General features: G+C 62.3%; 25 protein-coding genes. 18 read left to right on the top strand and 7 right to left on the bottom strand.

The features are described 5' to 3' along the window. Nucleotides 1-20 precede the first annotated feature (20 nt). From AC1RMD_RS07510 to AC1RMD_RS07475, 8 genes are all read left to right on the top strand, one after another. A complete protein-coding gene (locus tag AC1RMD_RS07510; RefSeq protein ID WP_492925199.1) occupies nucleotides 21-1,370 on the top strand; it encodes a hybrid sensor histidine kinase/response regulator in 1,350 nt (449 codons plus the stop codon). A 63-nt stretch (nucleotides 1,371-1,433) separates the two neighbouring features. Further along, nucleotides 1,434-1,835, top strand: a complete 402-nt coding sequence (locus tag AC1RMD_RS07505) for a hypothetical protein (protein WP_492925197.1) — start codon at nucleotides 1,434-1,436, stop codon at nucleotides 1,833-1,835. Then, nucleotides 1,832-3,277: a DUF7125 family protein gene (locus AC1RMD_RS07500; protein ID WP_492925195.1), complete on the top strand. Its 1,446-nt coding sequence runs from the start codon at nucleotides 1,832-1,834 to the stop codon at nucleotides 3,275-3,277. The genes AC1RMD_RS07505 and AC1RMD_RS07500 overlap by 4 nt, the downstream gene beginning before the upstream one ends. Before the next feature lie 253 nt (nucleotides 3,278-3,530). Beyond that, nucleotides 3,531-3,965 carry a GNAT family N-acetyltransferase gene (locus tag AC1RMD_RS07495; RefSeq protein WP_492925193.1) on the top strand — a complete coding sequence of 145 codons (435 nt, stop codon included), beginning with the start codon at nucleotides 3,531-3,533 and terminating at the stop codon, nucleotides 3,963-3,965. Nucleotides 3,966-4,103: 138 nt separating this feature from the next. Continuing rightward, on the top strand, nucleotides 4,104-4,901 hold the full coding sequence (locus AC1RMD_RS07490; RefSeq protein ID WP_492925191.1) for an alpha/beta fold hydrolase: 798 nt from the start codon (nucleotides 4,104-4,106) through the stop codon (nucleotides 4,899-4,901). A gap of 221 nt (nucleotides 4,902-5,122) precedes the next feature. After that, complete coding sequence (locus AC1RMD_RS07485; RefSeq protein ID WP_492925189.1) at nucleotides 5,123-5,578, top strand: SpoIIAA family protein; 456 nt, start codon at nucleotides 5,123-5,125, stop codon at nucleotides 5,576-5,578. A 133-nt stretch (nucleotides 5,579-5,711) separates the two neighbouring features. After that, a complete protein-coding gene (locus AC1RMD_RS07480; RefSeq protein WP_492925187.1) occupies nucleotides 5,712-6,086 on the top strand; it encodes a YajD family HNH nuclease in 375 nt (124 codons plus the stop codon). A gap of 99 nt (nucleotides 6,087-6,185) precedes the next feature. Further along, nucleotides 6,186-6,731 carry a DUF4256 domain-containing protein gene (locus AC1RMD_RS07475; RefSeq protein ID WP_492925185.1) on the top strand — a complete coding sequence of 182 codons (546 nt, stop codon included), beginning with the start codon at nucleotides 6,186-6,188 and terminating at the stop codon, nucleotides 6,729-6,731. A gap of 31 nt (nucleotides 6,732-6,762) precedes the next feature. Here the strand turns inward: AC1RMD_RS07475 and AC1RMD_RS07470 are convergent, their stop codons facing one another. The 4 genes from AC1RMD_RS07470 to ygfZ form a co-directional block, all read right to left on the bottom strand. After that, nucleotides 6,763-7,554: a hypothetical protein gene (locus AC1RMD_RS07470; protein ID WP_492925183.1), complete on the bottom strand. Its 792-nt coding sequence runs from the start codon at nucleotides 7,552-7,554 to the stop codon at nucleotides 6,763-6,765. 82 nt (nucleotides 7,555-7,636) lie between these two features. Beyond that, nucleotides 7,637-8,380 (bottom strand): NRDE family protein, encoded by a 744-nt coding sequence (locus AC1RMD_RS07465; RefSeq protein ID WP_492925181.1) that lies wholly within the window; start codon nucleotides 8,378-8,380, stop codon nucleotides 7,637-7,639. Continuing rightward, the gene (locus tag AC1RMD_RS07460; RefSeq protein WP_492925179.1) at nucleotides 8,371-8,658 is read right to left on the bottom strand and encodes a DUF4936 family protein; all 288 of its coding nucleotides are present in this window, start codon (nucleotides 8,656-8,658) and stop codon (nucleotides 8,371-8,373) included. Before AC1RMD_RS07460 ends, AC1RMD_RS07465 begins: the two co-directional genes overlap by 10 nt. A 1-nt stretch (nucleotide 8,659) precedes the next feature. Beyond that, nucleotides 8,660-9,676 (bottom strand): CAF17-like 4Fe-4S cluster assembly/insertion protein YgfZ, encoded by a 1,017-nt coding sequence (gene ygfZ / locus AC1RMD_RS07455; protein ID WP_492925177.1) that lies wholly within the window; start codon nucleotides 9,674-9,676, stop codon nucleotides 8,660-8,662. A 155-nt stretch (nucleotides 9,677-9,831) separates the two neighbouring features. On the opposite strand from ygfZ, the gene mltG reads away from it, so the two are divergent. From mltG to AC1RMD_RS07430, 5 genes are read left to right on the top strand one after another with little or no spacing between them, the layout of a single operon-like run. Beyond that, nucleotides 9,832-10,821, top strand: coding sequence for an endolytic transglycosylase MltG (mltG, locus tag AC1RMD_RS07450; RefSeq protein ID WP_492925175.1), 990 nt, complete (start codon nucleotides 9,832-9,834; stop codon nucleotides 10,819-10,821). Nucleotides 10,822-10,835: 14 nt separating this feature from the next. Further along, nucleotides 10,836-11,459: a dTMP kinase gene (gene tmk / locus AC1RMD_RS07445; RefSeq protein WP_492925173.1), complete on the top strand. Its 624-nt coding sequence runs from the start codon at nucleotides 10,836-10,838 to the stop codon at nucleotides 11,457-11,459. Nucleotides 11,460-11,501: 42 nt separating this feature from the next. Continuing rightward, nucleotides 11,502-12,536, top strand: a complete 1,035-nt coding sequence (locus AC1RMD_RS07440; RefSeq protein WP_492925171.1) for a DNA polymerase III subunit delta' — start codon at nucleotides 11,502-11,504, stop codon at nucleotides 12,534-12,536. A gap of 10 nt (nucleotides 12,537-12,546) precedes the next feature. Next, complete coding sequence (locus AC1RMD_RS07435) at nucleotides 12,547-12,930, top strand: PilZ domain-containing protein (protein ID WP_036622204.1); 384 nt, start codon at nucleotides 12,547-12,549, stop codon at nucleotides 12,928-12,930. A 29-nt stretch (nucleotides 12,931-12,959) separates the two neighbouring features. Then, nucleotides 12,960-13,481 (top strand): GNAT family N-acetyltransferase, encoded by a 522-nt coding sequence (locus AC1RMD_RS07430; protein ID WP_492925168.1) that lies wholly within the window; start codon nucleotides 12,960-12,962, stop codon nucleotides 13,479-13,481. Between the two features lie 3 nt (nucleotides 13,482-13,484). On the opposite strand, the gene AC1RMD_RS07425 is transcribed toward AC1RMD_RS07430, so the two are convergent. After that, the gene (locus tag AC1RMD_RS07425; RefSeq protein WP_492925166.1) at nucleotides 13,485-14,492 is read right to left on the bottom strand and encodes an alpha/beta fold hydrolase; all 1,008 of its coding nucleotides are present in this window, start codon (nucleotides 14,490-14,492) and stop codon (nucleotides 13,485-13,487) included. A gap of 68 nt (nucleotides 14,493-14,560) precedes the next feature. On the opposite strand from AC1RMD_RS07425, the gene AC1RMD_RS07420 reads away from it, so the two are divergent. The 5 genes from AC1RMD_RS07420 to AC1RMD_RS07400 all read left to right on the top strand — a co-directional run bounded on the left by AC1RMD_RS07420 (nucleotide 14,561) and on the right by AC1RMD_RS07400 (nucleotide 17,718). Continuing rightward, nucleotides 14,561-15,340 carry a TatD family hydrolase gene (locus AC1RMD_RS07420; protein WP_332852249.1) on the top strand — a complete coding sequence of 260 codons (780 nt, stop codon included), beginning with the start codon at nucleotides 14,561-14,563 and terminating at the stop codon, nucleotides 15,338-15,340. A gap of 7 nt (nucleotides 15,341-15,347) precedes the next feature. Further along, entirely contained in the window at nucleotides 15,348-16,019 is a 672-nt protein-coding gene (locus AC1RMD_RS07415; RefSeq protein ID WP_492925164.1) for an ankyrin repeat domain-containing protein, read from the top strand. Between the two features lie 135 nt (nucleotides 16,020-16,154). Continuing rightward, nucleotides 16,155-17,078 carry a class I SAM-dependent methyltransferase gene (locus AC1RMD_RS07410; protein ID WP_492925162.1) on the top strand — a complete coding sequence of 308 codons (924 nt, stop codon included), beginning with the start codon at nucleotides 16,155-16,157 and terminating at the stop codon, nucleotides 17,076-17,078. Nucleotides 17,079-17,137: 59 nt separating this feature from the next. Beyond that, on the top strand, nucleotides 17,138-17,386 hold the full coding sequence (locus AC1RMD_RS07405) for a hypothetical protein (protein WP_492925160.1): 249 nt from the start codon (nucleotides 17,138-17,140) through the stop codon (nucleotides 17,384-17,386). A gap of 131 nt (nucleotides 17,387-17,517) precedes the next feature. Next, on the top strand, nucleotides 17,518-17,718 hold the full coding sequence (locus AC1RMD_RS07400) for a hypothetical protein (protein ID WP_020703231.1): 201 nt from the start codon (nucleotides 17,518-17,520) through the stop codon (nucleotides 17,716-17,718). A gap of 12 nt (nucleotides 17,719-17,730) precedes the next feature. Here AC1RMD_RS07400 and AC1RMD_RS07395 read toward each other — a convergent pair whose 3' ends face one another. Then, entirely contained in the window at nucleotides 17,731-19,341 is a 1,611-nt protein-coding gene (locus AC1RMD_RS07395) for a methyl-accepting chemotaxis protein (RefSeq protein ID WP_492925158.1), read from the bottom strand. A gap of 150 nt (nucleotides 19,342-19,491) precedes the next feature. Then, nucleotides 19,492-20,592 carry a phospholipase A gene (locus AC1RMD_RS07390; protein WP_492925652.1) on the bottom strand — a complete coding sequence of 367 codons (1,101 nt, stop codon included), beginning with the start codon at nucleotides 20,590-20,592 and terminating at the stop codon, nucleotides 19,492-19,494. Between the last annotated feature and the right edge of the window lie 162 nt (nucleotides 20,593-20,754).

Here is a 20,754-nt window from a genome sequence, read left to right as displayed (position 1 = left end):
CCAGGCGTTTTCCCCTCATCATGAATGACAACGCAGTACCCGATCCCGCCGCCGCCTCAGACATGCCGGCGCTGCAAGCCTTGCATGACAAGGAAGTGAACGACTTGCGCGCGCTGATCAACCAGTTGCTGGTCCAGCTGGAATTCCTGCGTCAGCAACACGCCAGCGCGCAAACGCTGGAGAGCCATGTGGTGCAGCTGCGCGAAGCCAATGAGCATCTGGTGCTGGCCACGTTCAGCGCGCAGGACAAGCAGGCCAGCGCGGAAGACGCCACGCAGCGCCAGACCAGCTTCCTGTCGATGCTGGCGCACGAGCTGCGCAATCCGCTGCAGCCGATCGCCCACGCCAACGCCTTGCTGGGCAAGCTGGCCGACAGCAATCCCGAACTGGTACGCCTGCAAGCGATCATCGAGCGTCAGATCGGCCACATGTCGCGCCTGATCGAGGACTTGCTCGACGCCTCCCGCATCAGCAGCGGCAAGATCGGCCTGGACAAGACGCCGCTGTTGATCGCCGATGTGCTGGCGGCGGCGGTGGATGCGAGCCAGCCGCAGATCGATGCGCGCCAGCAGCAATTGAAAGTCGTGCTGCCGCCGGGAACGACGCATGTGTATGGCGACCGCATGCGTCTGGCGCAGGTGTTTTCCAACCTGCTCAACAACGCCTCCAAGTTTTCGCCGGAGCACGAGGTCATCGTGGTGACGGCCAAGGTGGTCGGCCGCATGGTGCAGGTGTCCGTGCGCGACCATGGCATGGGCATACCGGCCGAATTGCAGCCGGTGATCTTCGACCTGTTCACGCAGGGCCTGCAATCGTTGGACCGCGCGCAGGGCGGGCTGGGCATCGGCCTGACGCTGGTGCGCTCGCTGGTCGAGATGCACGGCGGGACGGTGCTGGCGCACAGCGACGGACTCGGACTGGGCAGCACGTTCAATGTGTTGCTGCCGATGAGCGTGGCGGCCGCGACGCGGCCCGCGCTGCCGCTGCCGGCCTTGCCCAGCCCGCACCGCCGCCGTATCCTGCTGGTCGAGGACAACCACGACGCCAACGAAACGCTCAGCCAGTTGCTGGAACTGGGCGGCCATACCGTGGTTCAATGTTACGATGGCGCCCTGGCGGTCGAGCAGGCGCTGGCGCAGCAGTTCGATGTGGTGATCTGCGACATCGGATTGCCCGGCCTGGATGGCTTCGCCGTGGTGGAAACCATCCGCGCCGCCCTGGCGCCGCGTGCGCCGTATTTCATCGCCACGTCGGGCTATAACCAGCCGCAGGACCGCGCGCGCGCGGTGCGCAGCGGCTTCGACCATTATCTGGTCAAGCCGGTGGCGATCGCGATGCTGCTGGCCCTGATCGACTTGCATGTACATTGACGCTATTGCCGGTTTGCCGGTACGAACGATTCTTATCGCTTTACTGAATGAATATCCTCACCTATGGCGACTAACGACGAATTGCACCAGATAATCGCGCGCACTGTGACGCGCCGCGCCGACGCCGGCGCGGCGGACAGCGTAGTGCTGTGGGAACGGCTTTCCATTGAGTTGATTGCCATTATCGGGCGCATAGGCTTCAACACGATGTACGCCCGCAGTATCCACGTGGTGCGTGTTCAATATCCGTGGCTGGCGGAGGACGCCGACCCACGGTTCGAGAAACTGAGGACCAGCCTGGAACGCCAGGCGCCGGCGCTAGCCGCCGAGGCAAGCATCGCCTTGCTCAATACTTTCATCGACACGCTGATCCAATTGATCGGCGAGCCCTTGACCACTGCAATACTGCGATCGGCCTGGGACCACGATACCGTGAACACCGCCGCTAAGGGAATACAACAATGATCGATAAAGTCAAAATCCAGCGTCTGCCAACGGGCGTGCCGGGCCTGGACGAGCTGCTGGGCGGAGGGATCCCGGAGTATTCCTTCAATCTGTTGGCGGGCACGCCGGGCAGCGGCAAGACCACGATGGCGCACCAGATGATGTTTTCGCTGGCGGGTCCGGACCGGCGCGCGCTGTTCTTTACCGTGCTGGGCGAGCCGCCGCTGAAGATGCTGCGCTACCAGCAGCAGTTCCCGTTCTTCGACATCGGCAAGGTCAACCAGTCGATCAAGTTCGTCAACCTGGCGGCCGACCTGCTCGAGGGCGACTTCGACCAGGTGCTGGCGCGCATCGCCGATGAAGTGCGCGATTTCGCGCCCAGCCTGGTGTTTGTCGATTCCTTCCGCTCGGTGGTGCAGTCGGCCCAGGGCATGGAGCGCGGCGCCGCCGGCCTGCAGCACTTTGTACAGCAGCTGGGCATGCAGATGACCAGCTGGCTGGCGACCACCTTCCTGATCGGCGAATACCTGGCGCCGGAGGCCGAGTCCAGCCCGGTGTTCACGGTGGCCGACGGCATCATCTGGATGTCGCAGCTGGTGCATCGCGACGCGCTGGTGCGCAAGATCCAGGTGGTCAAGATGCGCGGCCAGGCGCAGAGCCTGGGCGTCCACACCTTCCGCATCAACGACAGCGGCGTGGAGATCTTCCCGCGCGCGATGCTGAAGGCGGCCGGCAACCATGTGTCGATCGGCGGCCACCAGCGGCTGTCGATGGGGGTGCCGGAGCTGGACCGCATGATGGGCGGCGGCGTGCCGGCCGGTTATTCGCTGCTGCTGGTCGGGCCGTCCGGCTCGGGCAAGTCGGTGCTGGCCACGCAGTTCCTGGCCGAAGGCGTGGCCCAGGGCGAGGCCGGCGTGATCGCCGCCTTCGAGAAGAGTCCGAACCAGTTGCTCAGCCATCACTTGAACACGCTGATCGAAAACGGCAGGGTGGGCGTCATCAACACCCGCACGCTGGATCTGTCGATCGATGAGATCCTGCACGACCTGGTCGAGATGATCGAACGCCTGCAAGCGAAGCGGGTGGTGATCGACTCGCTGTCCGGCTTCGAGCTGGCGCTGGCGTCGCCGTTCCGCGACGATTTCCGCGAGTCGCTGTACCGCATGGTGGCGGTGCTGACGGCGATGGGCGTGACAGTGCTGATGACGGCCGAGCTGGAAGACCGCTACGAAATGCTGCGCTTTAGTTCCTACGGCAACGCCTTCCTGGCGGACGCCATCGTCATGCAGCGCTACGTCGAGCTGGAAGGGCAGCTGAAGCGGGTGATCTCGGTGGTCAAGGTGCGCGCAAGCGACCACAGCAAGGAGATCCGCTTCTTCGACATTACCGCGTCCGGCCTCGTCGTCGGCGAACCGGCCACGCAATACGCAGGACTGCTGACCGGACGCGCTGTGGCTTCCTAAGCTTCGGCCATGAAGAGCAAGGCAGCAAAAAAACGACGCGGACGCCCAGGCCGAACGCATCTATCAGGCCTGGAAGGCGCGCACTGCCGCTGCCGCTGCCGCCGCCGCGTCGCGAGCGCACTAGGACGCTAACCTCTGGGCGGTGTATCCGCAACGGCTGGCCAGTTCGGCCAAGGAGCGCGTGTGCATGGACTTTCACGAGCGGCGTCTTGCATGCGACAATCCTGCTTCCCCCCAACGAGCCTGCACGCCGATGACCAACACCGCCAAGCACGACATCCGCACCGGAGACTGGAGCGCCCTCAATGCCGACGCCAAGCTGATACGCTTTGAAGTCTTCGTCGAAGAACAGAAAGTCCCCGCCGAACTGGAAATGGACCACATGGACGCGGTCTGCCTGCACGCGGTGGCCTACGATGCCAGCGGCACGCCGGTCGGCACCGGCCGCCTGCTGCCGGACGGCCACATCGGCCGCATGGCGGTGCGCCAGGTCGCGCGCGGCAGCGGCGTCGGCGGCGCCTTGCTGCAAGTGCTGATGGCGCAGGCACGCAGCCGTGGCGACACGCAGGTGGTGCTGAGCGCGCAATCGCACGCCGCGCCGTTTTACCAGCGCCACGGTTTCGCCATCGACGGCGACGAATTCTTTGAGGCAGGCATCGCCCACATCAACATGCAGTTCACCTTTTAAGGAGCGCAGCCATGACGCACATGCCGACGCTTGACTAAGCTTCGAGGAATTGTTAGGATGAGTTCGCTTTGAAAACGCCCTCCCGGTTCGCCGGGAGGGCGTTTCATTTTGGTTCCTCCAACAACAAAGGAACCTTAAATGAATAAGTACTTTGAAATCAGCCCCGGCGCTGGCGACACCCTGGGATATCAGCGCCTTGGCAATGGCCCTGTCCACGTCCTGATCATGCATGACTGGCTGGGCGACCACTCCATCTACAGCGCCGTCCTGCCCCATCTGGACGGTCAGGCGTTTAGCTTCGTCTTTGTCGATCTGCGTGGCTATGGGCTTTCCATCGGATTGATAGGCGAATGCACCGTGGAAGAGATCGCGTCAGATTGCCTCAGGCTCGCCGACCGGCTCGGTTGGGCACGCTTCCATGTCGTCGGCCATTCGATGACTGGAATGATCACACAACGTCTTGCCGCCGACGCGCCGTCTCGCATCGCGAGTGCGGTCGCGGTGTGCCCCGTCTCTGCCGCCGGGAATCGGCTGAGTCCGGAGGCCCGGGCCTTCTTTGCCAGCACGATCGAAGATGACGAGGCACTTTGGCGTCTGTTCAAATTTGTCGGTGGCGGGCTCTCCGACGAGTGGATTGCTCGCAAAGTCCAGCAAAGCCGCGTTTCGCTCGCTCCCGCGTGCCGCGCGAAGTACCTCGAAATGCTGGTCACGGCAGATTTTGTTGACGACGTTCGGGGCCTTGAAACGCCGTACTTGGTGCTTGTCGGTGACAAGGATCCGGGATTCGATTCCGCGGCGATGGAGCGCACCTTTCTATCGTGGCACCCGAACGCGATACTTCGCGTCATCTCCGACTGCGGTCATTACCCGATGCAGGCGGCGCCACGTGATTTGGCCACCGTTGTCGAAGACTTTTTGAGGCGCCACGCCGATTGACCTGGCTGGAGAAACGCCGAATCGCGCGGACATGTTCGGGCACGGCCCGGATGGTCCGCGGTAGGCCGGAAGGCCAAGTCCGGCGGGTGGGCAGTCGTACCTGCAATGTCAACGACGGAATGTTTGCAAACGGGGAGAAGTCCATATACAGTCGTTCGCTGAACTTGAAGCGGATGTAAAGAATGAGCAAAAATCCACACCACTGACATGCGGAATTTTATATGACAATTGATGTTAGCAAGTCGATCGCCATTGACGGGAGTACGCTTCTTGAAAGTGGCAACGGTAAATTTTGTTTTCGGCGCTTAACGCCGGGCGTGTTACTTGTCACTATCAGTGGAAACGATCAAGGACAGTTCGGCACTATCGCTCTTGATGAGATACGTCTCGAAATATTACGGCATGGAAGCCTCGAATTATTGGTTGACGCTGAGCAGGCGGAGTTGGTAACTGTCGAGGTTAGTCAGGAGTGGACCCGGTTCTTCACAATGACGAGAGACCAGCTCAGACGGGTTAGCGTGCTGACCGGATCTAAACTCGTCAACTTAACGGTGGCCATTGCCCAGCATCTTTCGCAGACTGGAAACCTCATACAGATCTACACAGACAGAAGTCTATTTGAGGCCGCTCTGGCAAAAGCAAGCACTGCACAAGTCATCAAAAACGCCAAATCCTAAAGGATCGCTAGCTGGCAAAATGCCAGGGTATCCTCTTGGTTGAGGCGTGCGTCGGCTTGGGGGGGGCAGCGGCCGAGCCGGCCGACGGTGGGCGCTGCCGGCCTACATCTAACAGCAAGGGAAGGAAATAAACATGACCGTTGGAAAAAAACCGGACGCCGCGCGACTGGACAAAATTGTGGCCGACGCACGGCGCGCGGCCGACCAGCGCGAGTTGGGCTATCGCGAGCGCTCGCTGAAAATGTATCCGTGGGTGTGTGGGCGCTGCATGCGCGAATTCACGCATACCAATGTGTCGCAACTGACAGTGCACCATCGTGACCACAATCACGACAACAATCCGCCTGATGGCAGCAACTGGGAATTGCTGTGCCTTTACTGCCACGATAACGAACACTCGCGTTATCTTGAGGCCGACCGGGGACCTGGTCTGAAATCGGCCGAGGTCGCGCCGGCAACGCATAATCCGTTTGCCTCGTTGGCCGGTCTGATGAAAAAGCGGGAATAAAACCAGGGTGGCGTCGACGGTGTGAATAGGTAGAATCGGCCAAAGGCGGGAATCGGCTGCTTCGCGCGGGTAAGCGACTTGCATAAGGGAGGTAATGAAATGGAACAAGAATTTCTTGCCGAGTTGATCAAGACTCTCAAAGCTCGGTTCGCGAAAAATATGCATCGTCACACAGGAGTCGACTGGAATTCAGTGCAAGCGAAACTGGAAGCTAGTCCTGAGAAAATCCAGGCACTCAACGAAATGGAGCGAACCGGCGGCGAACCGGATGTCGTTGGTTTTGATGAGAAGACCAGTGAGTTCATTTTCTGTGATTGTTCACCTGAAACTCCGATAGGCCGACGCAGTATTTGTTATGACCGCAAGGCTTTCGATTCACGAAAAGAAAATAAGCCGAGTGGAAACGCAATGGAGGTTGCGTCATCGATAGGTATTGACATGCTCACGGAAAAACAATATCGAGAATTGCAAGAGCTTGGAGAGTTCGACAGGAAAACGTCGAGCTGGGTGACTACGCCAGCCAAGATAAGAGATCTTGGTGGTGCGCTCTTCTGTGATCGTCGCTATGATCATGTTTTCGTGTATCACAACGGGGCTGAATCTTACTACGCCACAAGAGGTTTTCGCGGCCGGCTCAAGGTTTAATTGCCGATAAACGCATCAGAGTCGGCGACGGCTAGTTCTCGTACTTTTTGAGGAGGGCGCCCAGGCGGGCGGGGCCATGCGCGCCATACCATTGCCAGATGGCTTCGGCTTGTCGGCGGTTTTGTTCGTAGTAGGTTTTGTTCAGGGCCAGCCAGGCGGTGGTCGAGAACAGCGGTTTGTCGAGCCGGGTGAATTCCTTGCCGTAGCGTGCCGCGACGGTGGCGTCCATGTCGTCCTGCGACGCCAGCGAGACGGCGAAGCCGTCGATGCGGTGGCGGCGCAGCTTTTCGAAATTGGTGTCGGGATTGGCGGCGCCCTGGTCGACTTCGACGCCGCGTTCGCGCAGCGCCTTGATGTGCGGCGCGCCGTGCGACAGGCCGATGATGCGGCCCCGCATCACCACGGCCGGGTCGCCATTCTTGGCCAGGCCATCGCTGCTGCGCACAAACACCACGCTGTGCAAGGCCAAGCCGCGGGTGGGGTCGGGTTTGCCGTGCTTGTCGAGCGGGTAGACGATATGCGGCGAGGCGCCGACCACAGCAGGAGAGAACAGCGAGGTGGCGTCGATCTTGCCGGCTTCCATGCTCAGGCGCAGACGCGGCGGCGGCATGCGCACCATCACGGTGGTGCAGCCGGCGCTGGCGGCCGCTTCGCGGGTCAGGTCGGCCAGGGCGCCCGCTGCTGGTTTACCTTCGTTGGGACCGGCGCCCAGATAGTAGGGCGGTACGGCCTGGTCGGTGTAGCCGAAACGCAGAGGCGCGCAGGCAGCGGCGGCTTGCCCGGCCAGCAGGACCAGGAAAGAAACCGATAACAGTGCAGACAACAACGGCGATACACGCATGGGCGTTCAGCAAGTGATGAGCCTGCGGCGGGCCGGGCTGGCCATGCGCAAACAGGTCTGCTTGCTAGTGTATCAGCATCTCTTGCAAGGTCGCAGGCGCGTCGGCGTAGAGCTTGACCACGGTGGAGGTGCGGGTGCCGTAGCTTGGGCTCTCGATGCGCACCGCCGACAGCATGCGTTCCAGGTCCAGCGGCACGCCGGTTTCCGGCAGGCGCTGGTCGGGCGCGGGCGTGGTGTCGGCCAGCATTTCGAAGTAGGCGTCGTCGGGCGCGCCCAGGCATAACAGGCTGGCGAACTGGGCCTTGGTCTTCAGGACCTTGGGCCACGGCGCATCCAGCAGCGCGTTCGACAGGCCGTACACGCCCGGTTCCAGCGGCTTGCCGTTGCGCGGGTCGTCGTCGCCGCGGTTGGAGAACCAGATCAGCGTGGCGCCGTCGCTCAGCACCAGGTTGAAGCCGTTGTAGGCGCCGGCGTCGGCGCGGATGGCGTCGACGTATTCCTGCGGCGTCATGTTGCCGGCCAGGTAGTCGGCCACCAGGTGGCCGCGCGAGGGCGCGTTGTCGCGGTGCTCGGCCGGGGCGCGGATGTTGGTGATGGCGGCAAAGCGGGAGGCTTTGCTGTCGGCCGCCGGCTGGGTGATGCCCATCCAGCTGCCGCCGGCCTGCAAGTCGCGGCCGGCGAAGATTTGCGGATGCTCCGGCCACGGGGCCGCCGGCGCGGTGGCGCGCTGGTAGAACTCATCACGGTTGGCGGCTGCCACCAGCGGTACCGCCGGTATGACCCGCCAGGCAAAAACGATCAGGCACATGTGGCTAAATCCATAAACAATTCGGTGTGGCGCGGGCCGGCGGTCCAGGCGGACAGGCCGGCCAGTTCGACGGCTTCATCCAGCGCGGACGCGAAGCCGGCCGGCGTGGCGGCATACACTTCCATCCACGTCTGCTTGCCGTCCCTGGCTTCGGGGCGGCGCTTGAGCTGGCAAACCACGCCATGCCGCACGCCCAGCGCCGCCTGCATCGGGACGACCGCCGCCAGCAAGGACGCCGCGTCGGCATCCTTGACCTGATAGTAAATGTAGAGATCCATGCTAGAGATCGAGTGGGTCCAGCACGTAGGGCATGTCGAGGAAGGTCAGCGGCGCGCCGCCGGCCGAGCCGAGACGGACCGAGGCCGCTTCGATGGCGGCCAGCTTCATTTCGACCAGCGCGTCGATGCCGCCTTTGCCGTTGGGGGCGGCGTTGACGACCATGCCGCAAGGCTGCTCGGGATCGGCGGTGGCAAACACTTCAACACCGGCTGCAGCGGCGGCATCGGCGATGCTGACCAGCGTGGTGCGCCGCTTGAGCTTGCCCAGATACTGGCTGCGGGCGACGATTTCCTGCCCCGGATAACAGCCCTTCTTGAAATTAACCGCGCCCAGCAGCTCGAAATTGATCATCTGCGGGACGAACTGTTCCTGCGTCGCCTTGGTGATCTGCGGAATGCCGGCGTGGATCTCCGACAGATGCCAGGCATCGGTGCGGCCCACCGACAGCTTGGCGGCCAGCTCCGGCGCCACCGTCTGCGCGACGGCGGCCGACATCAGCCACTGGTAGCGCGGCGCGCCGAAGACATCGGCCACGCGGATCAGCGTGCCCAGCGGATGGTCGACCTTGGTGAACGGCTTGGCCGGCAGCGGGTCGAACCAGTTTTGCAGCGCGTCTTCGGCCATGCCGCCGCCGAGGCCCAGCACCACCTGATTGGCCGGCGACTCGCTCGCATCGCTGAGCTTGGTCTTGGCGCGCAGCACGAACATCGCCAGCCGCTTCTGCACCGGCGCCTGGATCTCGCGCGGCAGTTGCAGGAAGATGGTGGTTTCGTTACGCCACATCAGGAACGAGGCCAGCAGCCGGCCCTTGGGCGAGCAGTAGCCGGCCAGGCGGACTTCGCCCAAGCCCAGGTGCTCGACGTCGTTGGTCAGCTGATTGTGCAGGAAACTGGCCGATTCCTCGCCGTCCAGCGCGATCAGGCCCTGGTCGCTGATCGGCGCGACAAAGCCGACGGCGAGCTGGGTGGTGGTCAGCGGCTGGGCTTGCTGAGCTAAAAGTTCATTCCAAGAAGACATAATTTCCATTAATTTGACGATTAAAGCATTATCATTACGGGCTCATTATAGTGATGTCGGACGGATCGCGTCGGATACCGCGCAAAACGCGCACTGGCGGACTGTGCCAAGAAGTGGCAAGCTGTGCGACTTGTTCCAACCCTATGGCTTTAACAATGGCTTTTATCAAAAAAATCATCACCTTGTGCATCATGCTGGCGATCGCCGGCGGCGGCTACTTTATCTATTGGTCCCAGCACCCGATCATCGGCGACGAGATCGAAGCCATTGAATTCACCATCGCGCCCGGCAGCGGCGCTCACGCCGCCGGCCAGCAGATCGCCGAAGCGGGCGTGCCGATCGAACCCTTGCTGTTCAACCTGCTGGCGCGCGTGACCAACAAGAGCGGCAAGCTGAAAGCCGGCGCCTATGAACTCAAGCCCGGCACCACGCCGCTGCGCCTGATCGACCAGCTGGTGCGCGGCGAATTCGCGCAGGAGCAGCTGACCATCATCGAAGGCTGGACGTTCCGCCAGATGCGGGCCGCCATCGCCGCCCACAAGGGCATGAAGCACGATACCGTCGCCATGTCGGACAAGGAAGTGATGCGCGCCATCGGCTCCGAGTACAAGCAGGCGGAAGGCTTGTTCTTCCCGGACACCTATCTGTTCGCCAAGGGCGCCAGCGATTTGCAAATTTACAAGCAGGCGCACGCCATGCTGCTGAGCCGCCTGAACGACGCCTGGGACAAGCGCGATCCGGCGCTGCCGTACAAGACACCGTACGAGGCGCTGACCATGGCCTCCATCGTCGAAAAGGAAACCGGGCAAAAGTCCGAGCGCGGCATGATCGCCGGCGTGTTCGTCAACCGCCTGAAGCTGGGCATGCTGCTGCAAACCGATCCGACCGTGATCTACGGCATGGGCAACAAGTACGACGGCAAAATCCATAAATCGGATCTGGAGACCGACACCCCTTACAATACCTATACGCGCGCCGGTTTGCCGCCGACCCCGATCGCCTTGCCTGGCGTGCAATCGCTGGCGGCGGCGCTGTCCCCGGCCAAGACGCCGGCGCTGTATTTCGTCTCCAAGGGCAACGGCACCAGCCAGTTTTCCGATAATTTGACCGACCACAATCGGGCAGTGAACAAGTTTCAAAGATAAGTTTTAGAGAATTCATGACTCAACACCGCGGTAAATTCATCACCTTCGAAGGCATAGACGGCGCCGGAAAATCGACCCACATCGCCTACGTCGGCGACTACCTGAAGGCGCGTGGCGTCGATCTGGTCAGCTCGCGCGAGCCGGGCGGCACGCCGCTGGGCGAAAAACTGCGCGAGCTGGTGCTGCACGAAAAAATGCACCTGGAAACCGAGGCGCTGCTGATGTTCGCCAGCCGCCGCGAACACATCGCGCAAGTGATCGAGCCGGCGCTGCATCGCGGCGCCTGGGCCATTTCCGACCGTTTCACCGACGCCAGCTTCGCCTACCAGGGCGGCGGGCGCGGCATGGACCTGGCCAAGCTGGAAGCGCTGGAGCAGTGGGTGCATCCTCATCTGCAACCGGACCTGACGCTGCTGTTCGACGTGCCGCTGGAAGTGGCGCGCGCGCGGCTGGACGCCACCCGCTCGCTGGACAAGTTCGAGCAGGAAAAGGCCGATTTCTTCGCCTCCACCCGCAACGAGTACCTGCGCCGCGCCACCCAGTTCGCATCCCGTTTCCGCGTGATCGACTCGACCCAGTCCATCGCGGACATCCAGGTCCAGATCGCCGCCATCCTCGATCAATTGCTTGCACTTTAAAAGTATTGCATAAGCGCTTGTTTTAAAACAGAATACCAAATAATGAGCAATTCCATATATCCGTGGCAGGAAGCGTCCTGGCAGCAGTTGCAACTGCTGCGCCAGCGCATGCCGCACGCCATCCTGTTTCATGGCGCCGCCGGGATAGGCAAATCCGACTTCATCGAACGCTTCGCCCAGGGCTTGCTGTGCGAGGCCGTGCTGCCGGACGGCCACGCCTGCGGCCAGTGCGCGTCGTGCGGCTGGTTCTCGCAGCAAAACCATCCGGATTACCGCCGCGTGCGGCCGGAAGCGCTGGAAGACGAGCCCACCGGCGACGGCGAGGAGGGCGACGGCGAAGCCAAGAAGACGGCCAAGTCGGCCAAGGCGCCGTCCAAAGAGATCAAGATCGAGCAGATCCGCAACCTGGCGGACTTCATGAACATTTCCACCCACCGCCAGGGGCTGCGGGTGGTGGTGCTGTATCCGGCTGAGGCGCTCAACATGCCGGCCTCCAACGCGCTGCTGAAGACGCTGGAAGAACCGCCTCCGGGCACGGTGTTCCTGCTGGCCTCCAACAGCCTGGACCGGCTGCTGCCGACCATCCTGTCGCGCTGCCGCAAGTTCGCGCTGCCGATGCCGAGCCACGCCGAGGCGCTGGCCTGGCTGAAGGCGCAAGGCGTGCCGGACGCCGACAGCTGGCTGCGCGAGCAGGGCGGGGCGCCGCTGGCGGCCATGGCGCAGGCCGAAGTGGGCAATCGTGACGATCTGGAAGTATTGCTGCAACTGCTGGCCCATCCCAGCGTGGAAGGCGCGTTGAAAGTTGCCGACAAACTGCAAAAAGTGCCGTTGAGTGCACAAGTTTCATGGTTGCAGCGCTGGCTTTATGATGTGTTTTCCTACAAACTGGCAGGTAACATCCGGTACTATCCGCGTTACCAGAAGGAGTTAGCCAGCCTGGCCGGCAAGATCCACGTCAGCCGCCTGCTGGCCGCGATCAAGGGCGCCAACGAGCGCCGCGCGACGGCCGATCATCCGCTGTCGCCCAAGCTGTTCCTGGAGGATATGTTGCTCGATTACGCCGCCTGCTGCGCCTGAAAGGGATTGAATGTCTGCTGCCAGCCCGCTCGACCCGAATACCGTGCCTGCCGTCGCGCGGCCGACGGTATTGTCGCTGGCCATCAAGGAGAAGGCCGCGCTGTACGCGGCCTATATGCCTTTCCTGAAGAACGGCGGCATGTTCGTGCCGACCCAGAAGCCCTACAAGATAGGCGACGAGATCTACCTGATCCTGGCGCTGATGGACGACGTCAACAAATACCCGATCGCCGGCAAAGTCGCCTGGATCACGCCGCCCGGCGCGCATAACAACAAGGCGCAAGGCATAGGCGTGCACTTCCCGGAAGACGAAAGCGGCCAGCGCGCCCGCCTGCGCATCGAAGAAATCCTCGGCGCGGCGCTGCGTTCCTCGCGCGCCACGCATACGCTATAGTTTCAACATACTCCCTCACCGTTTCCGACATGACCACAGCTTTCCGCCATCGCCTCGCCACGCTCGACGACCTGCCAACCATCGTCGCCATCTACAACACCACCATCGCCTCGCGCGAAGTCACGGCCGATACCGAGCCGGTGTCGGTGGAGTCGCGCCTGGGCTGGTTCCATGAGCACACGCCGGAGAAGCGCCCGCTGTGGATCATCGAGCAAGCCGGCGATAGCTCGGCCACGCCGGAAATCCTGGGCTGGCTGTCGTATTCGAACTTCTATGGCCGTCCGGCGTACTCGGGCACGTCGGAGATTTCGATCTACCTCGCCGAGGCCTGGCGCGGCAAGGGCGTGGGCGGCTACTGTATCGCCCAGGCCATCGCCCACGCGCCGGCGATCAAGGTGCACACCTTGCTGGGCTTTATCTTCGGCCACAACAAGCCCAGCCTGGGCCTGTTCGCCAAGTTCGGTTTCGAGACCTGGGCCAAGCTGCCCAAGGTTGCCAATCTGGACGGCATCGAGCGCGACCTGATCATCCTGGGCAAGCGGGTCGGCTGACCGCTATTTGAGCGCGCGGTCCACCGCCGCGCGGATCTGGTCGGTTGCGCAGACCACCGCCGAGTGGCCGCAATCGCCTTCCAGCACCGTGGTCGTGGCCTGGATCTGGCGTGCGAACGCCAGCGCCGGCGCCGGGTTGACGATCAGGTCCTGGCGCGGGTTGATGATGTGCACCCGTGCCTTGACCTTCCTGGCAGCGTCGTCGCCGATATCCTGCGTCAGGAAGGCGCGCATTTGCCAGCGCATGTCGTTGGCGTCGGCCGCGTCCGGGTCGTCCTCGACCGTCTCGGCGATGAACTTGTCCACGTCGGCCGGCTTGGTCTTGGCCGCGCGATAGGCCGGTGTGTCGAAATTCAGCGAAAAAATCTGGTGGTACAGCGCCAGCTTGGGGTTTTGCTTGTAGTCGCCGTTGGCGTACTGCGGGTCGGCCAGCATGGCCGCCTCCTCGGTGCGCCAGAACAGCAGGTCGTAGCTGGTCTGGCGCGGCGTGCCGGCGATCGGCACGGCCACGTCCATGTAGCCTGGATGGCTGACCATCCACTGGAACGCCTGCGTCCCGCCCATCGAGTAGCCGACGATGGCGTGGACGTGCTTGAGGCCCAGCTTTTCGCTCAGCAGCCGGTATTCGGACTCCACCATGTCGCGCACATTGAAGGCCGGGAAGGCCGTGCCGTGCTGCGCCGCACTGTTGGACGGCGAGCAAGCCACGCCGTTGCCGATCGCATCGATGACGATCACGTAGTGCCCGGCGGTATTGAACAAGCCTTTGGGACCCAGTAGCGAGACCGCTTCGCCGCTCTTGCCGGTGTGCCAGGGCAGGAACACGACGGCGTTGGAGCGGGCCGCGTTCAGCGTGCCGATGGTGCGGTAGCCCAGCTTGCAATCCTTGATGACGGCGCCGCTTTCCAGCCGGACGTCGCCGAGGTCGGCAAACTGCTGGGGCGGCGCGTCGGCGGCGCTGGCGAGCAGCGGCAGGGCAAGTGCGAGGGCAAACGGAAGGCGGCGCAACATCAGGCAAACTCCTGAAGTGAATGGGAACGCCGATTCTAGGCCAGGCGCGCTTAGGTTACAATCACGGCATGTTTATCGATTCCCATTGCCACATTAATTTCCCCGAGCTGGCTGCTCGCATGCCCGAGATCCTGGCCAAGATGGCCGACAACAAAGTCACCCACGCGCTGTGCGTGTCGGTCGACTTGCCGGATTTCCCACAAGTGCTGGCGCTGGCCCACGAGTATCCGCACATCTACGCCTCGGTTGGCGTGCACCCGGATTATGAGGACACGCCTGAACCGACCGTCGAACAACTGGTGGAGCTGTCCAACGACCCGAAGATCATCGCCATCGGCGAGACCGGGCTGGACTACTTCCGCCTGCAAGGCGACCTGGAATGGCAGCGCGAGCGCTTCCGCACCCACATCAAGGCTTCAAGAATCACGCGCAAGCCTTTGATTATTCACACCCGCAACGCCAGCGAAGACACCATCCGCATCATGCGCGAAGAGGGCGCAGGCACCGAGGCGGGCGGCGTGGCCGGCGTGATGCACTGCTTTACCGAGTCGCTGGAAGTGGCGCGCGCGGCGATCGAGATGGGCTTCTACATCTCGTTTTCCGGCATCGTGACCTTCAAGAGCGCCAAGGATTTGCAGGCGGTGGCGCTGGAAGTGCCGCTGGAACGCATTCTGATCGAGACCGATTCGCCCTACCTGGCGCCGATGCCGCATCGCGGCAAGATGAACGAGCCGGGCTTCGTGGCCCATGTCGGCGAGTACATCGCCAAGCTCAAGGGTGTGCCGGTGGAGCAGGTCGCGGAACAGACCACGGCCAATTTCTTCAAATTATTCAACGTGGTAGCGTGATATTTTAATGCTGAATCTATCCAAACGCCGCTTGCTGCTGGCCGTCCTGGCCGCCACCCTGACTTTGCCGGCGCTGGCAGCCGAGCAAACCGACGATGAAGTCGACCTGTTCCGCGCGGCGCAGCTGGATAACGTCTCCGGCGTAAAAAAGCTGCTGGAACGCGGACTGAGCCCCAATCTGCGCGAGCCGGGCGGCGAAACCGCGCTGATCGTCGCGATGCGCTACGAGGCCTACCGGGTCGCCACCTTGCTGATGGATCAACCAGGCATCGACCTGGAAGCCAAGGCGCCCAACGGCAATACCGCGTTGATGATGGCGGCCTTCCGCCAGAACAAGAACGTGGTGCTGGACATGCTCAAGCGCGGCGCCCAGGTGAACCAGAAGGGCTGGGCCGCCTTGCACTACGCGGCGGCGGCCGGCAGCACCGAGATCACCTCCATCCTGCTGGAGCACCACGCCTACATCGACGCCGAATCGCCGTCCGGCATGACGCCGCTGATGATCGCCGCCCGCGAGGGCCAGGAAAAAGTCGTGGAATTATTGCTGGAGCAGGGCGCCGACGCCACCCTGAAAGACGGCGGCTTCCACCAGACCGCCGCCGAGTTCGCAACCCACGCGGACAAGCCGTGGATCACCAAAACCATCAACGCCCACCTGGCCGCCAAGGCCAAGCGCTAAGGGCGTAGCGAATTGACAAGGCCCGAATTGGCGGGTTTTTGGCGCTTATCTCCACGTTTGGTTGGTCAACATTGTTGACGATAATGGTTCTAGTGCATTGCCTCCAGACACAATGTGCATTAACCAAGGATATCCATGCTGAACGAACGCGAGATTGAAAGCTGCTATCTGGGGCAATTCATTCCAGTCCACTACCATCACAACATGCTGATGGATCAAAACCGCATGCACGGCTTCAAGTCGGCCATCGACTACGCCGTCAAGCCGGGCGCCAAGGTGCTGGAGCTGGGCGGCGGTACCGGTGTGCTGTCGTGGTTCGCGGCGGCCAAAGCGGACAAGGTGTATTGCGTCGAGTTCAATCCCGACATGGTCAAGGAAGCGCGCAAGATGCTGGCGCTCAATCCCAACGGCGAAAAGGTCGAAGTGGTCCATGCTGATGCCTTCGAATACCTGCCGCCGGAGCCGGTCGATGTCGTCATCTGCGAGATGATCCATGTCGGCATGCTGCGCGAGAAGCAGGTGGAAGTCATAGAATCGTTCAAGCGCCGCTACATCGAGCGTTTTGGCGGCCCGTTGCCGGTGTTCCTGCCGGAAGCGGTCATCATGGCGGTCCAGCCCTTGCAGCAGGAGTACGATTTCGAAGGCTTTTACGCGCCCATCGTGCAATTCCAGGAAACCAATGTGATCTACCCGGGCACTGTGGAAGTGGCGCAGCCTGCGGTGTACAGCATCATCGACTTCAACCAGCCGAACGACCTGACCTACGCGTGGCAGGGCAAGTTCGTGGTCGAGCGCAACGGCGAGATCAACGCCATGCGTTTCGTCACCAAGAACATCCTGGCCGTGGTGTCCGAGCGATCCACCACCATCGACTGGCTCAACCACTACATGACGCTGCCGCTGGCCAACCCGGTCAAGGCGCGCGAAGGCGATGTGCTGCAAGTGAGCTTCCAATACCGCGCGGGCGGCTCGATTCCGTCGCTGCAAGCCTCGCTGCGCGCCGAAATCCTGTACGAAGCGGCGCTGCAACCGGCCAGCTACGTGCCGGCCTACGCTTAAAAAGCTCTTCACGAAGGTCGTTCTGAAGCGTATATTTCGTCTTTTGCAGAAAGAAATATATGGAACAGAACGACCAGCGCTACCTCATCCAGCAGAACAAGATCGCCGACGGCGACCAGAAACCACCCGTATTTGCCAAAGTCATGCGCAGCAAGGAAGGCGCGTTTGAAGGCGTTTCCTTCATCAAATCGAAGGAAAAGGCCACGATCTTGACGATCGAACAAGCCAACCAGGCGATCGAATGGGCTGCCAAGAAGAAGCCGAACGCCCACGAATACGTCACCAAGATCATCTGCGTCGGTCAATAATCCCCATTCATTCCCCGTTTCACGCGATTGATCGCGGTTTTCTGCCGTTGGTCGCATGCCAATTGCCCGCCGGGGAAGGCCGCATTACAGTGGCAGCATTAACAACGCATCAACTGGATCGGGAGCATCACATGTTCGGATTTCTGCTGTGGCTGGTTTTGCTGTTCCTGTGCTGGCCGCTGGCTCTGCTGGCGCTGGTGCTGTATCCGCTGTTTTGGCTGATCACCTTGCCGTTCCGCCTGATCGGCATCGGCGTCGAAGGCGTGTTCGAGCTGCTGCGCGCCGTGGTCATGCTGCCGGCGCGCATCCTGCGCGGCTCGCCAGGCCGCTGATCTTCCGGCCGTTCAGGCCAGTGTTTGCAGGGCGATGCGGGGGCTGCCGGCCGGCGCCAGGCGCGGCGCCCGCGCCACATCATCCAGCCGGAAGACACCCACTACCTGCGACAAATGTTCGGCCTGCTCGCGCATGCTTTGCGCGGCGGCGGCCGCCTGTTCCACCAGCGCCGCGTTTTGCTGGGTCACGTCGTCCATCTGGATGATCGCTTCGTTGATCTGGGAGATGCCGTTGGTCTGCTCGGTGCTGGCGTTGCCGATCTCGGCCAGGATGCTGGTCACCCGCATGACGCTGGCCACCACCTCATCCATCGTGCTGCCGGCCTGGTTGACCAGCTCGGCGCCGGCGTCGACCTGCTGCACCGAATTGCTGATCAGCTCCTTGATTTCCTTGGCCGCCGCCGCCGAGCGCTGGGCCAGGTTGCGTACCTCGGAGGCGACCACCGCGAAGCCGCGTCCCTGTTCGCCGGCGCGGGCCGCTTCCACGGCGGCGTTCAGCGCCAGGATGTTGGTCTGGAAGGCGATGCCGTCGATCACACCGATGATGTCGACGATCTTGCGCGACGAGGCGTTGATCGCACCCATGGTGTCGACCACCTGGGCCACCACGTTCTTGCCTTTGATGGCGACGGCGGACGCGGTCTTGGCCAGTTGATTGCTTTGCTGGGCGTTCTGCGCGTTCTGCTGCACCGTGCTGGTCAGCTCTTCCATCGATGAAGCGGTTTCTTCCAGCGCGCTGGCCTGGCGCTCGGTGCGGGCCGACAGGTCGAGGTTGCCGGTGGCGATCTCGGCCGAGGCGGTCACCATGGTGTCGGTGCCGCTGCGGACCTGGCTGACGATGCCGGTCAGGCTGCTGTTCATGTCGCGCAGCGCCTGCATCAATTGCCCGGTTTCGTTGGTGGAGTTGACTTCGATGCGGGCCGACAGGTCGCCGTCCGCCACGCGCCGCGCCATGCCGACCGCCTCGTTCAGCGGCACGGTGATGCTGCGGCTGGCGCGCCAGCCGATCACCAGGGTCAGCACCACGGTCAGCGCGGCGATGCTCAGCATCAGCATGCGGGCGTCGCTGAAACTGGCGCGGGTCTGTGCGGCTTCATCGATCATGCGTCCACGCTGGAGCTCGGTCATTTGATCGAGCTTGGACACATACAGTTTCTCCGACGCGGCGATGGCGCCGGCCAGCAGCGCATGGGCCTGCTCGGTCTGCTGCTCCGCCAGCAACTTGAGCAAAGCCTTTTGACCGGCCAGGTCTTGCGCGCGCGCCGCCGTGATGGCATCGAACAGCTCGCGCGCCTTGGGAACGTTGATGACTTTGTCAAACTTGTCGAGCAGACCCTTGTTGACCGCGCGCAGGGCGTTCATGGCCTCGGTTTCGCGCTGTATCAGCGCCGGATCGGAGGCCAGCGCCGCATCGCGCATCAGCTTGTGGATCACGGCGACGTTGTGCTTGACGGTCGTCGCCAACTCGATCTTGTAGTAGCGATCGTCGATCATGTTGCTCATGCGGGTTTCCGCCGCCGCCATGCGCGACATGGCGATCGCGATGACCACCAACAGCAGCACAACCACCAGCCCGAATGCCAGGCCGAGCCGGGCGCCGATTTTCAGATTTGCGAAGTTCATGGACTACTCCCTCAGGCAGCAAGCGTGACGAAGACAGCTCTAGGCGAGGGCACCTGCCGCAGCAAATGCCTGAAGGAAAATATACTGCAAATTGAAAGTCAGTTGGGAAAAACCGGCCGTGACTGTTGCGCGGCTGGCCACGCTGCGGGTTTAGAAATCGACCAGGAAACCGGCGCCCAGCGACTTCTGCCGGTAGTTGTAATCGATCAAGCTTTGGCCATAGCCGCTGAAGGCTTGCAGGTAGCCCTTCAGGTTGGCGAGCACCGGGAACGCCCAACCGGCCTGCAAGGCGCCACGCCCCGAGGTAAAGTTATGGCGCACCAGCAGCGAGTACTCGTTGCCGTCGTTGCGATAGCTGAGGTTGAGGTCGCCATGCCCCAGGTAATCGACGATGTCGACGTTGTCGTTGTTCGAGCGGGCGTTGTCCAGCCGCTTCCAGACGCGTAGTTGGGCGGCCAGCTTGCCGTGCTCGGCGCCCACTTCCGCATACACCCGGTTCCAGCTGCGCGACAAGGTCGAGGTCTGGCCGTTCGACTGGTGCACCATGCCCACCGTCAGGTAGCGGACGTCGAGGGCCGGGCCCAGGTTCAGGTTCAGCGGCGTGGTCAGCATCAGCTCGGGCTGGTAGTTGGTCTCGCGGAAAGGGCTGGAAGCGGCGCGGTTGTAGGCCTGCCAAAAACTGTTCTGCGTGTAGCCGAACCACAGGTCGATCGGCGTCCTGAGCGCCTGCTCGATCAGCTTCATCTTGAAACTGAGCTGGTAGGTCAGCTCCACGTGCTGCGACTTGATGCCGGCCGGCGTGAAATCGTCAAAAGGCGCATCATTGGAGCTGGTGCTGTAATTGGTCAGCAGCAGATAGGTATCGCGGTGCGGACGGACGTTGAACACGCCGCGCTTGGCCGAGCGGTCCAGCTCCCACCACTGCACCATGCGCGAGACGGAGTCTTCCGGCGGAATGGTGGTGATCTTGGCGACCACCGGCGGCAGCACCGGCGCGGCGGGCGGCTCGGCCGGCTGGGTGCTGGACGGCAGCGTCAAGGCGGTGGCCAGTTTGCTGACTTTGCCAGGGTCGGGAACGCCGACCGCGGCGCCGCCGGCGGCCTGGATCGCAGGGCCGGCCTTGGCCAGACCGTCGTAGCAGGCCAGGCGGGCGCTGGCGTCGCCCAGCACGGAGCAGCGCTCCAGGCGCAGCTCCAGATCGGTCGCCGTTGGCAGGGTTGCGGACTGGGCTAAAGCCAGAGCCGGGGCCATGCCCAAGGATAGAAGCAGGGCGTGTTTCAATGGAACAGTCATGGAGAACTTTCAGTTAAACTTGCTAGTTATTCTACAGCCTATATTAATTGCCGCGAGTCATGTCGCACGGCAGAAATAACCTGGCTCTTGAAATTTGCATTAATCGCTACACTTGAGACT

The organism is Duganella sp. GW822-FHT06D06 (assembly GCF_058799615.1).
This window is presented reverse-complemented; position numbering and strand designations above follow the sequence as displayed.

Excerpts from the sequence above, each read along its gene's own strand:
- AC1RMD_RS07510 (WP_492925199.1), top strand. The coding sequence starts at position 21 with ATGAATGACAACGCAGTACCCGATCCCGCCGCCGCCTCAGACATGCCG.
- AC1RMD_RS07505 (WP_492925197.1), top strand. The coding sequence starts at position 1,434 with ATGGCGACTAACGACGAATTGCACCAGATAATCGCGCGCACTGTGACG.
- AC1RMD_RS07500 (WP_492925195.1), top strand. The coding sequence starts at position 1,832 with ATGATCGATAAAGTCAAAATCCAGCGTCTGCCAACGGGCGTGCCGGGC.
- AC1RMD_RS07495 (WP_492925193.1), top strand. The coding sequence starts at position 3,531 with ATGACCAACACCGCCAAGCACGACATCCGCACCGGAGACTGGAGCGCC.
- AC1RMD_RS07490 (WP_492925191.1), top strand. The coding sequence starts at position 4,104 with ATGAATAAGTACTTTGAAATCAGCCCCGGCGCTGGCGACACCCTGGGA.
- AC1RMD_RS07485 (WP_492925189.1), top strand. The coding sequence starts at position 5,123 with ATGACAATTGATGTTAGCAAGTCGATCGCCATTGACGGGAGTACGCTT.
- AC1RMD_RS07480 (WP_492925187.1), top strand. The coding sequence starts at position 5,712 with ATGACCGTTGGAAAAAAACCGGACGCCGCGCGACTGGACAAAATTGTG.
- AC1RMD_RS07475 (WP_492925185.1), top strand. The coding sequence starts at position 6,186 with ATGGAACAAGAATTTCTTGCCGAGTTGATCAAGACTCTCAAAGCTCGG.
- AC1RMD_RS07465 (WP_492925181.1), bottom strand. The coding sequence starts at position 8,380 with ATGTGCCTGATCGTTTTTGCCTGGCGGGTCATACCGGCGGTACCGCTG.
- AC1RMD_RS07460 (WP_492925179.1), bottom strand. The coding sequence starts at position 8,658 with ATGGATCTCTACATTTACTATCAGGTCAAGGATGCCGACGCGGCGTCC.
- ygfZ (WP_492925177.1), bottom strand. The coding sequence starts at position 9,676 with ATGTCTTCTTGGAATGAACTTTTAGCTCAGCAAGCCCAGCCGCTGACC.
- mltG (WP_492925175.1), top strand. The coding sequence starts at position 9,832 with ATGGCTTTTATCAAAAAAATCATCACCTTGTGCATCATGCTGGCGATC.
- tmk (WP_492925173.1), top strand. The coding sequence starts at position 10,836 with ATGACTCAACACCGCGGTAAATTCATCACCTTCGAAGGCATAGACGGC.
- AC1RMD_RS07440 (WP_492925171.1), top strand. The coding sequence starts at position 11,502 with ATGAGCAATTCCATATATCCGTGGCAGGAAGCGTCCTGGCAGCAGTTG.
- AC1RMD_RS07435 (WP_036622204.1), top strand. The coding sequence starts at position 12,547 with ATGTCTGCTGCCAGCCCGCTCGACCCGAATACCGTGCCTGCCGTCGCG.
- AC1RMD_RS07430 (WP_492925168.1), top strand. The coding sequence starts at position 12,960 with ATGACCACAGCTTTCCGCCATCGCCTCGCCACGCTCGACGACCTGCCA.
- AC1RMD_RS07425 (WP_492925166.1), bottom strand. The coding sequence starts at position 14,492 with ATGTTGCGCCGCCTTCCGTTTGCCCTCGCACTTGCCCTGCCGCTGCTC.
- AC1RMD_RS07420 (WP_332852249.1), top strand. The coding sequence starts at position 14,561 with ATGTTTATCGATTCCCATTGCCACATTAATTTCCCCGAGCTGGCTGCT.
- AC1RMD_RS07415 (WP_492925164.1), top strand. The coding sequence starts at position 15,348 with ATGCTGAATCTATCCAAACGCCGCTTGCTGCTGGCCGTCCTGGCCGCC.
- AC1RMD_RS07410 (WP_492925162.1), top strand. The coding sequence starts at position 16,155 with ATGCTGAACGAACGCGAGATTGAAAGCTGCTATCTGGGGCAATTCATT.
- AC1RMD_RS07405 (WP_492925160.1), top strand. The coding sequence starts at position 17,138 with ATGGAACAGAACGACCAGCGCTACCTCATCCAGCAGAACAAGATCGCC.
- AC1RMD_RS07400 (WP_020703231.1), top strand. The coding sequence starts at position 17,518 with ATGTTCGGATTTCTGCTGTGGCTGGTTTTGCTGTTCCTGTGCTGGCCG.
- AC1RMD_RS07395 (WP_492925158.1), bottom strand. The coding sequence starts at position 19,341 with ATGAACTTCGCAAATCTGAAAATCGGCGCCCGGCTCGGCCTGGCATTC.
- AC1RMD_RS07390 (WP_492925652.1), bottom strand. The coding sequence starts at position 20,592 with ATGGCCCCGGCTCTGGCTTTAGCCCAGTCCGCAACCCTGCCAACGGCG.